10 protein-coding genes are annotated in these 12,706 nt (G+C 68.5%); 5 read left to right on the forward strand and 5 right to left on the reverse strand.

The genetic code is table 11. From position 1 onward, the window contains the following. Positions 1 to 213: 213 nt before the first annotated feature. Positions 214 to 2,082, forward strand: coding sequence for a S9 family peptidase (locus HUG10_RS14805; protein WP_179170305.1), 1,869 nt, complete (start codon positions 214 to 216; stop codon positions 2,080 to 2,082). A gap of 91 nt (positions 2,083 to 2,173) precedes the next feature. Then, on the forward strand, positions 2,174 to 3,277 hold the full coding sequence (locus tag HUG10_RS14810; RefSeq protein ID WP_179170306.1) for a bactofilin family protein: 1,104 nt from the start codon (positions 2,174 to 2,176) through the stop codon (positions 3,275 to 3,277). Between the two features lie 177 nt (positions 3,278 to 3,454). Here HUG10_RS14810 and HUG10_RS14815 read toward each other — a convergent pair whose 3' ends face one another. Further along, positions 3,455 to 4,198, reverse strand: coding sequence for a creatininase family protein (locus HUG10_RS14815; protein ID WP_179170307.1), 744 nt, complete (start codon positions 4,196 to 4,198; stop codon positions 3,455 to 3,457). 369 nt (positions 4,199 to 4,567) lie between these two features. On the opposite strand from HUG10_RS14815, the gene HUG10_RS14820 reads away from it, so the two are divergent. Further along, on the forward strand, positions 4,568 to 5,956 hold the full coding sequence (locus HUG10_RS14820) for a serine hydrolase (RefSeq protein ID WP_179170308.1): 1,389 nt from the start codon (positions 4,568 to 4,570) through the stop codon (positions 5,954 to 5,956). 196 nt (positions 5,957 to 6,152) lie between these two features. After that, positions 6,153 to 8,684 carry a DNA topoisomerase I gene (locus HUG10_RS14825; protein ID WP_394354967.1) on the forward strand — a complete coding sequence of 844 codons (2,532 nt, stop codon included), beginning with the start codon at positions 6,153 to 6,155 and terminating at the stop codon, positions 8,682 to 8,684. 19 nt (positions 8,685 to 8,703) lie between these two features. On the opposite strand, the gene HUG10_RS14830 is transcribed toward HUG10_RS14825, so the two are convergent. After that, positions 8,704 to 9,321 carry a hypothetical protein gene (locus tag HUG10_RS14830; RefSeq protein WP_179170309.1) on the reverse strand — a complete coding sequence of 206 codons (618 nt, stop codon included), beginning with the start codon at positions 9,319 to 9,321 and terminating at the stop codon, positions 8,704 to 8,706. 30 nt (positions 9,322 to 9,351) lie between these two features. Then, complete coding sequence (locus tag HUG10_RS14835; protein WP_179170310.1) at positions 9,352 to 9,711, reverse strand: restriction endonuclease; 360 nt, start codon at positions 9,709 to 9,711, stop codon at positions 9,352 to 9,354. 89 nt (positions 9,712 to 9,800) lie between these two features. On the opposite strand from HUG10_RS14835, the gene HUG10_RS14840 reads away from it, so the two are divergent. Continuing rightward, positions 9,801 to 10,523 carry a phosphoglycerol geranylgeranyltransferase gene (locus tag HUG10_RS14840; RefSeq protein WP_179170311.1) on the forward strand — a complete coding sequence of 241 codons (723 nt, stop codon included), beginning with the start codon at positions 9,801 to 9,803 and terminating at the stop codon, positions 10,521 to 10,523. 141 nt (positions 10,524 to 10,664) lie between these two features. Here HUG10_RS14840 and HUG10_RS14845 read toward each other — a convergent pair whose 3' ends face one another. Together HUG10_RS14845 and HUG10_RS14850 are read right to left on the reverse strand one after the other, a co-directional pair. Then, positions 10,665 to 11,951 (reverse strand): cation:proton antiporter, encoded by a 1,287-nt coding sequence (locus HUG10_RS14845; protein ID WP_179170312.1) that lies wholly within the window; start codon positions 11,949 to 11,951, stop codon positions 10,665 to 10,667. A 219-nt stretch (positions 11,952 to 12,170) separates the two neighbouring features. Beyond that, the gene (locus HUG10_RS14850) at positions 12,171 to 12,686 is read right to left on the reverse strand and encodes an Lrp/AsnC family transcriptional regulator (RefSeq protein WP_179170313.1); all 516 of its coding nucleotides are present in this window, start codon (positions 12,684 to 12,686) and stop codon (positions 12,171 to 12,173) included. Positions 12,687 to 12,706 lie beyond the last annotated feature (20 nt).

The following is a 12,706-nucleotide window of genomic DNA, read 5'->3' on the forward strand; positions in this document are numbered from 1 at the left end:
CGAGTACCGATTCGGCAGTAACCCGAGGTGAGCGTCCGACCCGGCGGTCTCGGACGAGTCGTCACACGAGACGTTCGGCCGAACCGCTACTTGACCGATTCGGAATAGCCTCCGTTTCGTCGCGCCGTCTCCGGGTATCGAACTCGCCCTCGACCCGACTCGCGGCTCGCCGACACGCCAACCCTTTAGCCGACCCCGACACCCGGAGGGAGCATGAGCGACACCGATACGGAGCCGGCGTACGGCGTGGCCCGGTACCTCGCCGTCGAGCACGTCGACTCCCCGACGGTCACGCCCGCTGGCCGACTGCTGTTCCTCGCGGACACCTCCGGCACGCCGCAGGTGTGGACGACGAGCGACCCCGGGGCGTGGCCCGAGCGACTCACCCCGCACGAGGAGCGCGTCTCGACGGTCGCTGCGTCGCCGACCGACGAGGCGTTCGTCTTCGGCATGGACCGCGGGAGCGACGAGCGCGACCAGCTGTTCCACTACGACCTCGACACCGGAGCCGAGACGGCGCTGACGGCCGACCCCGAGTCGAAGCACGCCTGGGGCGCCTGGGGGCCGGACGGCGAGCGGATCGCCTATACCGCGAACCGCGACGAGGACGGCCGCTTCGACGTGTACGTCCAGCGCGTCGGCGCGGGCTGCGAGCGAGGCGAGGGGTGTGACCCGGGTCACCCCGAGCGAGTACACGAGGGACCGGGCGGCTGGCTCGACGTCGAGGCGTTCGGCCCCCGCGGCGAGCGGCTCGTCATCTCGAAGCCACACTCGAGTTATGACGTGGAGCTCTCGCTGCTCGACCTCGACTCGGGCGAGGTCACGACGCTCTCGGACGACGCGGAGGCGACCTACTCCCACGTCCACTTCGACGGCGACGGCGGCCTGTACTGCATCACCGATCACGGGACGGACACGACCCACGTAGGTCGATTCGATCTCGATACCGGTGAACTCGAGAAAGTCGCAGGCTGCGACGGGAATCGGAGCGGCGAACCGGGAACTGCCGCCTGGAACGTGGACGCGCTGGCGTACGACGCCGAGACGGGGCGGCTTGCGTTCGCCGTTAACGAGGGTGGCTACTCGGCGGTCCGCACGGGAACCCTCGACGGAACCGACTTCGAGCCGACGGATGCGCCCGAGGTGGACGGTATCGCGTCGGGGTTCACGTTCGGCCCGGACGCCGAGCGGGTGGCGTTCACCCACACGGCGCCGACGGAGCCGTACGGCGTTCACAGCGTCGAGTACGGCGAAACTGAGGAGACCATCTGGACGCCCGTCGGGACGAACGGTCTTCCCGAGGAGTCCTTCCGGGCGCCCGAGACGGTGCACTACGAGACGTTCGACGGGCGGGAGATACCCGCGTACTGGACCAGCCCGGAGGGAGCGTCCGCCGACGACCCCGCCCCGGTCATCGTTGACATCCACGGCGGTCCCGAACACCAGCGCCGGCCGTGGTTCTACCCGACAAAGCAGTTCTTCCTGAATCGCGGCTACGCCGTGCTGGAACCGAACGTCCGCGGCTCGTCGGGGTACGGGAAGGCCTACGCCCACCTTGACGACGTGGAGAGACGGATGGACTCGGTCGCGGATATCGCCGCGGCGGTGGAGTGGCTCGAGGGGCGACCCGACGTCGATCCCGACCGGGTCGTCGCCTACGGCCGCTCGTACGGCGGGTTCATGGTGCTCGCGGCCATCACCGAGTACCCCGACCTGTGGGCCGCCGCGGTCGACTTCGTCGGCATCGCCGACTTCACGACGTTCCTGGAGAACACGGGCGAGTGGCGCCGGAGCCACCGCGAGGCCGAATACGGCAGCCTGGTGGACGACTACGAGTTCCTGAAGTCCATCTCGCCGCTCTCGCACGTCGAGAACGTCCGGTGTCCACTGTTCGTGCAACACGGCGCGAACGACCCGCGCGTCCCCGTCGGGGAGGCCGAGCAGGTGGTCGAGGCGGTGCGCGAGCGCGGCGTCCCGGTCGAGAAACTGATCTTCGAGGACGAGGGGCACCACACGACCTCGCGGGAGAACCTCGTCGAGGAGTTCGAAGCCATCGCGGAGTTCCTCGACGAGCACGTCTGAACGGTGCCCCTCCCGACCGTGCAACGAAGTGGTATGGTATCGGTATGCTGATACTAGTTTATCCCCTCGCCCAGCGTCTATAATGGCGATCATGCAATCCACAGCACTGCGGCTCCTCGCCGCGCTCCTTGTGCTCCTCCTGGTCGCGAGCGGGCCGGCGGCGGCCGCTGAATCGAGTTTCGGCGGCACCGTCGTCGTCGCCGAGGGCGAGACCGTGAACGGCGACCTCGACGCGGTCGGCGGCACCATCGTCGTCCGCGGGACGGTCGACGGCGACCTGAACGCGGCCGGCGGGACGGTGCTCGTCGCGCCCACCGGCGTCGTCACCGGCGACCTCTCCGGCGCGGCCGGCGCGGTGACCATCGAGGGCCGCGTCGACGGCAACGTCGAGGTCGGCACCGGCGCGTTCATGCTGCGCGAGTCGGGCGCTGTCGGCGGCGACCTCGAGGTCGGTGCCGGCGAGGTGCTCGTCGACGGCGCCGTCTCGGGCGACGTGACCGCGGGCGCCGACCGGATCCGCATCGGCCCGACCGCGACCGTCGGCGGGAACGTCGCGTACGACTCCGACGACTTCGCCTACGAGGGCGACGGCGTGGCCGGCACGGTCAGCCGGACGGACCTCGACGGCGCGGCGGCCTGGAACTTCGACGGTGCGCTGTTCACCCTTCCCGCGTGGCTGGGCGTGCTGTACAGCACGCTCGTCCACCTCGCGCTCGGGGCCGTCCTGCTGCTCGTCGCGCCCCGCTTCGTGGGCGAGGTGAGCGAGGCCGGCCTGACCGACACCGCCCGGAGCGGCGGCGTGGGGCTGGCGGCGCTCCTGCTCGTCCCGGTCGGCCTCGTGCTCCTGGCGATCACGCTGATCGGCATCCCCCTCGCCCTGCTCGGCGGCGTCGCCTACGGCCTGCTGCTGTGGGCCGGGCTGGTGCTCGGCGCGTTCACGCTCGGAACGTGGGCCCTGCGGGCGCTCGACCGTGCGGACGCCGAGAACGCACGCTGGCTGGCGCTCGGCTTCGGTCTCCTCGTCGTGGCGCTCACCCAGTTCGTTCCCGGCGGCGGCCTGGTCCGCCTGGCGCTGACGGTGATTGGCGCCGGCGCCGTGCTGCTCGTCCTGCGGGCGCGACGCGCGGGTGACGGGGATGTCGGGTCCGCGGGCGTCGACGGCGACGGCGAGTCGAAGCGCGGCCCGGCGGTCTGAATCGACCCCGGATCGTCGCTTGACTTCTCCGATTCGGGTCGCAGTATATCGATTTTCGATCGGCCGGTCGGCGTCATCCCCCGTCGGTTTTTCCGTCGGTGAATCGCGGGTTCCGAACCCACAATCGGGCGGACGAGTCGGCCGCTCGACGCTCCGATTCGAACCGCAGTCTCCCGATTACCAGCCGGCGCCGATGTCGTCCGTCAGCGCATCGAGGATGCGGTCGGTCGTGTTGGTGACGACCTCCTTCATGAACTCGGGGTCGGAGTTCGTCGGGTCGCCCAGCCCGCCCTGCTCGGTCACGTCGTCGAAGTAGGTCCACGAGCGGGTCTCGGGGAGCTCCCTCGTCGTCTGGGGCTCCTTCTTCCCCTCCTTCACGAGGTCGGGGCGGTACAGTTCCACGAACGACGTCTCGTGGTCGCCGGCGTGGCCCCAGCCCTCGCCGAAGTGGTCCTCCAGTTCGTCGCGGGCGAAGTCGGTCCAGTGGACGAAGTGGGCCGTGAGCTCCGTGTCGCGGTTGAGCCGGTCCGACGCGAGCGACAGCGCCTCCTTGTTGCCGCCGTGGGTATTGAGAAAGAGCAGGCGTTCGGCGCCGTGCTCGGCGAGCGACTCGCCCACGTCGACGAGGACGGACTTGTAGGTGTCCTGTGAGAGCGTCACGGTGCCCGGGAAGCGCATGTGGTGCTCGGAGTAGCCGTACGGGAGCGTGGGGAGGCGCACGAACTCGAGGCCGTGGTCCTCGGCCGCCTCGACGAGTTCGGCCGTGAGGTGGTCCGCCCGCAGGGTGTCGGTCGAGACGGGGAGGTGGGTCGAGTGCTGTTCGACGCTTCCGGTCGGGAGGACGGCGCAGTCGGCCGTGAGGAACGCCTCGCCGGCGTCCTCCCACGTCATGCCGAACAGGTCCGAGTCGGTTTCTGGCATGGTGGGTTCGAGGGTCGGGCGGGGAAAACGCTCCGGGTAGCGGAACGGTTCGGGTCGGGCAGGGAATTCAGTGATCGGATCAGCGATGGATGGTTCGGTGGATAGCTGGTAGGAACGCTGGTGACGACCGCGAAAGCCCCCGTGGCTCTCGGCGAACGCGGACGAAGCAAGCACCGCAGGCGAGCGACCGATGGGAGCAAGCCGAGGAGCACAGCGGCCGAACCGAGCCGAGACGTGCGGGGGCTTTCGAGGTGGTCGCTGCTGTTGTGGTCGCTCTCTTTGGGTAACCGCCTCCGAAACGCACCAACCCCCAATCACCCGCGACGTATCGGTCCGTGAATTGAAGCCGACGCGCGCCGTCGCGCTCCCATGGACACGAACGCGGAGCGGACCGTGGGGGAGCTCGTCCGGCGGACGATGCGCCGGGACCGGCTGCCGGGCGTGAGCGTCGCGGTGGTGGCCGACGACTCGGTCGCGTACGCCGACGGGTTCGGCTCGCGCGACCTCGCGGGCAACCGGCCGGCGACGCCCGACACGCTGTACGGCATCGGGTCGCTGACGAAGTCGTTCACCGCGCTCGCGGTCATGCAGCTCCAGGAGTCGGGGATGCTCTCGGTCGAGGACCCGGTGACGGACTACCTGGACGTCGATCTGGGGGCCGAGGGGGACGAGCCCATCCGCCTGCATCACCTCCTCACCCACTCCTCGGGCTACCCGTCGCTCGGGGTGAGCGAGGCGCTCATCGCCCGGCGGCTGCGGCGGGGGACCGACACGCTCGCGCTCGGCGACGAGGCGGACTTCCACGCGCACCTCGCGGGCGCGGCCGACGAGCGAGCGGCGGCGCCGGGCGAGCGCTTCGCCTACTGCAACACCGGCTACACGCTGCTTGGCGAGGTCGTGGAGGCGTGCACGGGCAAGCCGTTCGACGAGTACGTCACCGCCCACGTGTTCGAGCCGCTCGACATGCCCCGCGCGACGTTCGACGACACCGAGTTCGCGATGGACGACGACCACATGACCCAGTACCTCCGCGAGGACGACGACATCGTCGCCGCCTCGCTTCCGATTCGGGAGCGCTCGCGCGCCGCGGGCGGCGTCCTGACGTCCGTCCGCGAACTCGCGGACTACCTCCGACTCCACCTGAACGACGGCGAGGTCGACGGGTCGCGCCTCCTGAGCGAGGCGGGCGTCCGCGCGCTCCACGAGGGCCACGTCGACACGCCCGCCGGGCCGTACGGCTACGGCTGGCGAACCCGTCGGGTCTGCGACCGCGACTTGGTCGGCCACTCGGGCTCCATCGCGGTCTCCAGCGCCTACGCGGGCTTCTCCCCCGATGAGGGTCTCGGCGTCGCGGTCGCCGCGAACGCCTCACCGGACTACCCCCTCGCGCACCTCGGAATGGGCGTCTTCGCCGCCGCGCTGGGCGAGGACCCGGCGGAGGTCGTCCCGTTCTTCGAGCGCCGCGCCCGCTTCGACCGGCTGACTGGCGAGTACGCCTCCTACCGGGGCATCAAGCGCGCGTACGTCGCCCGCGACGGCGGCACCCTCCGGCTCGAACTCGGCGGGGCGCTCGGCGGCGACGGCACGCCGCTCGTCCCGGACGACGACGGGTCGCGATACGACTTCTACGCGCTCGACGACGCCGGGAACCGGGAGCCCGTGGAGTTCCGGGTGGACGACGACGCGGGCGACGTCGACCTCCTCTACGACCGCTGGCGCTTCCACAAGACCGCCGACGCCGTATCGGAGTTCGACTGACCGCGCCTCGGCCCGGACGGCGAACGAACGGACGACGAACGGATCCTCCACTGCGCGTGGCGCACGACCGCAGAACGCGGGACTTCACGCTGTTCCCGTCTGTTTTGGGCCCAAAACCCAACCCTCGTCTACTGACACCGATTCGCACGAAAGACCGCGAAACCTTTAGAAGGTGAATCGGCCTATCAATGCGACAATGGAACTCATCATCACGGAGAAGGACAACGCCGCGAGGCGGATCGCCGAGATCCTCTCGGGGGAGTCCTTCGACTCCGAGCGCCAGGCCGGCGTCAACGTCTACCGGTGGGGTGGGACCCGGTGTATCGGGCTCTCGGGGCACGTCGTCGGGGTCGACTTCCCGCCGGAGTACGACGACTGGCGCGACGTCGAACCGGTCGAACTCATCGACGCGCCCGTCCAGAAGCGCCCGACCCAGGAGAACATCGTCCGGGCGCTCCGCCTGCTCTCTCGCAAGGCCGACCGGGTCGTCATCGCGACCGACTACGACCGCGAGGGTGAACTCATCGGTAAGGAGGCGTACGAACTCGTGCGCGAGGTGAACGAGGACGCCCCGGTCGACCGCGTGCGCTTCTCCTCGATCACGAAGCGCGAGGTGACCGACGCGTTCGAGAACCCCGACGAGATCGACTTCGACCTCGCCGCGGCGGGCGAGGCGCGGCAGGTCATCGACCTCGTGTGGGGCGCCGCCCTGACTCGGTTCCTCTCGCTGTCGGCCCGCCAGCTCGGCGACGACTTCATCTCCGTCGGCCGGGTGCAGGGGCCGACGCTGAAGCTCATCGTCGACCGCGAGCGCGAGATCCAGGCGTTCGACCCCGAGGACTACTGGGAGCTGTTCGCCGACCTCCTGAAGCGGGAGGGTGACGACGAGGAGGACGTCGAGTTCGAGGCGCAGTACTTCTACGAGGACGACGACGGCACCGAGGCCGAGCGCGTCTGGGACGAGGCGACCGCGGAGGCCGTCTACGAGGTGCTGGAGGGGGCCGAGTCCGCGACGGTCGACTCGGTGCGCCGGCGCACCCGGACGGACGAGCCGCCTGCGCCGTTCAACACGACGCAGTTCATCCGCGCGGCGTCGTCGCTCGGTTACTCCGCCCAGCGCGCGATGAGCATGGCCGAGGACCTGTACACGGCCGGCTACATGACCTACCCGCGGACGGACAACACGGTGTACCCCGAGGACCTCGACGAGCGCGAACTGCTGGAGGAGTTCTCGGGGACGCGGCAGTTCGGCGAGGACGCCGACTCGCTGCTCGACCAGGACGAACTGGTGCCGACCGAGGGCGACGAGGAGACGACCGACCACCCGCCCATCCACCCGACGGGGGAGCTCCCGTCGGCCTCGGAGCTGTCGGACGCCGAGTGGGAGGTGTACGAACTGGTGGTGCGGCGCTTCTTCGCGACAGTGGCGCCCGACGCGACCTGGGAGCACCTGCGCGTCGTGTCGGAGGTCGCGGCCGACGGCGGCGTGGGCCCGAACGACGGCCCGCTCTCGCTGAAGTCCAACGGCAAGCGGCTGGTGGAGGAGGGGTACCACGCCGTCTACCCGTACTTCTCGACCAACGAGAGCTACGTGCCGGACGTCACCGAGGGGGAGGAACTGGGCGTGGCCGACACGCAGTTCGAGGCGAAGCAGACTCAGCCCCCGCGGCGGTACGGCCAGTCGCGGCTCATCGAGACGATGGAGCAGATGGGCATCGGGACGAAGGCGACGCGGCACGACGTCATCCAGAAGCTGTACGACCGGGGGTACATCGAGAGCGACCCGCCGCGCCCGACGAAGCTGGCGGAGGCGGTCGTCGAGGCCAGCGAGACGTTCGCCGACCGCATCGTCTCCGACGAGATGACCGCCCAGCTCGAGGCGGACATGCGCGCCATCGCCGACGGCGACAAGGACTACGACGAGGTGACGGAGGAGTCGCGGGACATCCTCGAGAAGGTGTTCGACGGGCTGACCGAGTCGAGCGACGAGGTGGGCGACATGCTCCAGAAGTCGCTGAAGGCGGACAAGCGCCTCGGTCCGTGCCCCGAGTGCGGCGAGGACCTGCTCGTGCGCAAGTCGCGGCACGGCTCGTACTTCGTCGGCTGCGACGGCTACCCGGACTGCACGTACACGCTCCCGCTCCCGTCGACGGGCAAGCCGCTCATCCTGGAGGAGGAGTGCGAGGAGCACGGCCTCAGCCACGTGAAGATGCTCGCCGGGCGGAAGACGTTCGTCCACGGCTGCCCGCAGTGCAAGGCCGACGAGGCGGACGAGGAGGAGGACGAGGTCATCGGCGTGTGTCCCGAGTGCGGGGAGGAGGAGGGTGGGGAACTGGCGATCAAGCGCCTCCGCTCGGGCTCCAGGCTGGTGGGCTGTACGCGCTATCCGGACTGCGACTACTCGCTCCCGCTGCCGCGCCGCGGCGAGATCGAGATCACGGACGAGGAGTGCGAGGAGCACGGGCTCCCGCATCTGATCGTCCACTCGGGCGACGAGCCGTGGGAGCTCGGCTGTCCCATCTGCAACTACCGGGAGTACCAGTCCCGACAGGACGGGTCGGAACTGGAGGCCATCCAGGGCATCGGGGAGAAGACCGCCGAGAAGTTGAAGGCGGCCGGCGTCGAGGACGTGAAGTCGCTGAAGGACGTCGAGCCGGACGATCTGGCTGCCGAGGTGGAGGGTGTGGGGGCGGACACGGTGCGGGACTGGCAGGCGAAGGCGGACTGACACCCCCGCGCTTTTCAGGTTACTGACTGAGATACGTCAGGGTCGAACCTGGACCCTCGGATTGGGTTTCTGGGAGTCTCTGTAACCAGTTTCGGACCGAACTCCCACGGCGACTGATGCTCTGTTCGGAGAGCCCAGTGGTTTCTGAACTGATGGTTTCCTTTATCTCACATCTCTTCAACTCTCCACGGTCACGGAGTTCAACGAGTAGCTTTTGAATCAACTCGACGCCACGAATCGCCTCGGCATAGGTCTGCGTTTCCTCTTCGGAACCGGGGGCCGTCGTTATCAGTTGCGCACCGAGTCCAGTCAATCCCCATCGCTTTACGGACCGATCCCCGGTCGGTGGTTCGGTTCGTGCGAGCCCGAGGACTGCTGCGGCGTTGGCATTGATGTAGACGTGGCGGCTGGAGATCTCCTGTGGTCGGTTCTCCTTCACCCACCGGTGTATCGCATTCGCGGTGCCATCGGTGTACTTCATCGCTATCAGAACTGTGCGGATGCGATCGAAGTTGCTCGCCAGCGGAACGTCACCCGCCGGTATTCGCTCGCTCGCCGCGACGAGGTCGTCCCAGAACTCCGCCCTTAGCTCGTATCCGTTATCGGTTCGCGTAACTCCGATTCTGTTAGTAACCATCGCGTCGGCCAACTCATCGCCCGAAACGAGCTATACTGGCAGCTGATTCGACGCCGCGACGGCCGGTTTGGTGTATGAACTCGTCGTTATGAACGTTCCCAAGTGGTAGTTGTTGCTGAGAAGCGCCCCTGCGAGCCGATGGACGCGATCACTTCCCACCGTGTTCTCCTCGGCGTACCGCTTGACCTGGACACCGTAGTCCGCTGCGAACCAGTCGTAACTGAGTCGGCCTTCGATATCGATTCCGCCGTCCTGCGACCTCGGCGTTACTGACAGCTCCGTCGTTCGAAGAGTCCGGCCAAGAACGAGTGAACACAGGACCTCGAATTCATCGGGAGAGATCGACCGGGCGCGTGAGAGTAGCTCCTCGCGCGCCTCGACAGTCTGCATGGCTCCTGATATTAGGTGACGATCATAAGCGTTGTTCAACGTCCAATCAGCGCCCTTTTTACCGTCCCTCGCACACTCACACTCCAACGATGACCGCGCCCTGGGATGACTGGGACCACGTTCTGAAGGTGGACCCGGACAAGGAACTGCACGCCGACGAGACGTTCGAGGACGTCTGTGCGACCGGCACCGACGCCATCGAGATCGGCGGCACGCTCGACGTTACCGCCGACAAGATGCGGCGCGTCGTCGAGGCGTGCGAGGAGTACGACGTCCCGCTGTACCAGGAGCCGTCGAACCCCGGCGTCGTCATCGACTCGGACGCGCTGGAGGGCTACCTCGTCCCGACGGTGTTCAACGCCGGCGGGCCGTTCTGGATCACCGGCGCGCACAAGGAGTGGGTCCGCATCGACAACGGCCTCGACTGGTCGCGCACCCACACCGAGGCGTACATCGTCCTCAATCCGGAGGCCTCGGTCGCCCAGCTCACCGACGCGGACTGCGACCTCGGGGCCGACGACGTGGCCGCCTACGCCCGCGTCGCCGAGCGGATGTTCGGCCAGGAGATCGTCTACATCGAGTACTCGGGCACCTTCGGCGACACCGAGAAAGTCGGCGCGGCACAGGACGCCCTCGACGATGCCAGCCTGTTCTACGGCGGCGGCATCCGCGACTACGACGCGGCCCACGAGATGGGCAAACACGCCGACACCGTCGTCGTCGGCGACCTGCTCCACGACGAGGGCTGCGACGCCGTCCGCGAGACCGTCGAGGGCGTGAAGGACGCCCACGCCGAACTCGCGGACGTCTGAACGGCACGGTCCCGCGAACTCCGCTCACATCCCACGGCCGCGCATTCCGCGTTCTCACCCACTCCTCGCCGCGCGTCAGCCGCGCTTCCCGCCGACCCGGCCGTCGGCGTTCCGTGCTGGCGTGACGGTCGGCGTTCGCTGTCAGCGTTCGCCGTCACCCCCGCCGTCGCGGTTCCCCGCCGCCCCACCGTCGGCGAGTGCGACCGTCGAGCCGTCGGCGCCGTACAGTTCCCCGGACCGGTCCAGGAGGCGGACGCCCCACGTCATCGTCACCGGCACCATCGCGGTGGTGAAGATGGCGATGAACACCAGCATCGAGAACAGCGACTGGTCGATGATGCCCGCCGAGAGCCCGACGGAGGCGATGATGATCTCGACGGTCCCCCGGCCGTTCATCCCCAGCCCGACGACCAGCCCCTCGCGGGAGGTGAGCCCGGTCGGGAGCGAGAACAGCCACGAGCCGACGATCTTCCCGACGAACGCGACGGCGACGAGCAGCGCGAGCGTTCCGAGCGCCGAGCCGAACACGTCCAGCGTCAGCTCGAACCCGACCGTCACGAAGAACACGGGCGCGAACACCCCGACCGCGAGGTCCCGGACCACGTGCTCCATGTGGTCGTACAGCGCCGGCTCGAGGTCCGCCTGGCGGATGAACATCCCCGCGACGAAGCCGCCGATGATGGCGTGGAGCCCGGCGAGGTGCGCGAGTTCGGCGAACACGAGCGCGACGACGAGCGCGACCGTGAACGCGGTCGTCTCGGTGACGAAGCCGTACCGTTCGCGGAACGTCTCCACCCCGTGCCACACGGCGGGGAGGAACCGGTCGCCGACGACGAACGCGACCGCGAAGAAGGCGAGCGCCTGTCCGAGCACGACTCCGAGTTCGACGGCGTTCACGCTCCCCGCGTCGGCGTAGCCGAGGACGCCCGCGAACGCGACCAGCACCCCGACGTCGGAGACGAGCGCGCCCCCGAGGAGCACCCCGGCGATGCGGGTGTCCAGCAGCCCGAGGTCCGAGAGGATGCGGGACTTCGTCGCGAGCGACGTCGCTGCCATCGCGAGCCCGACGAACAGCGACGCCCCGACGTCGAAGCCGAGGAGGGCGCCGATGCCGTAGCCGAGCCCGAACGGCACGAGGAAGCCGCCGACCGCGACGACGAGCGCCTTCGGGCCGAGCGCGAACAGCTCGTGCATGTCCACCTCCATGCCCACGTACACCATCAGCAGGAACACGCCGAGCTCGGCGAGCACCTCCAGCCCCGCGCTCGGCGAGAGCAGGCCGAGCAACGGCGGCCCGAAGACGATGCCGGCGAACAGTTCGCCCATCATCGCGGGGTAGCCCGCGCGCTCGGCGAGCGAGCCGAACACGAGCGCGAGTGCGAGGACGAGTAGTATCCCCAGCAGGTCGATTCCGGCCGCCTCGACCATCTCAGCCACCCCCCGCTGTCCGCGACGCGGCGACGGTCTCGGGCGTCGATGGGGTCGGTCCGACGAGGATCGGGTCGGGGCCGGCCGATCGGATGGAGATCGGGCTGGTTCCGGCCGGCCGAGTTCGAGTGGATCGGCTGCGAATCGGTTGGACGTGTCTGGTGACGTCGGTCATCACCGCCGCGTAGATCGCGCTACAGCATAAACCAGACGATTAATTCACGAATCGTCGGATAATGGGTCCTCAGTTTCGGAATCAGCATCCTTCTCGCAGTCCGGGTCGAACCAGTGGAACGGGCAGGTGTACTCGTTGTGCACCAGTTCCTCCTCGACGATCTCCAGTCCTATCCCGGAGAGGTCGCGGCCGATGCGGCTGAGGTCGTCGCCGCTCCGCCCCACTGCGACGACGTGGAGGTTCTCCTCGCCGGTCATCAGTTCGCGGACGGACACGACGCCCGGTACCTCGAGCGCGTCCCTGGCGAGCTGTTCGCGCTGGGGGATGGGCGCGGTGCAGAAGATGATGGTGAACAGCTGGTAGCCCACCAGCTCGTAGTCGATGTCGACGTGGCTTCCCCGGATCACCTCGTCCTCCTCGAGCCGCTTGATCCGGTTCCGCACTGTGCTCGGGGAGACCCCGAAATCCTCCGCGATCTCCGCGGCCGACGTGGTCCGAGCGTCCCCCTGCAGCCGGTAGATGATGTACCCGTCCAGCTCGTCCAACTCGCGCTTCGGCATGACCACTCACGCGAACTCGC

Source organism: Halorarum halophilum (assembly GCF_013401515.1).
GTDB lineage: Archaea > Halobacteriota > Halobacteria > Halobacteriales > Haloferacaceae > Halorarum > Halorarum halophilum.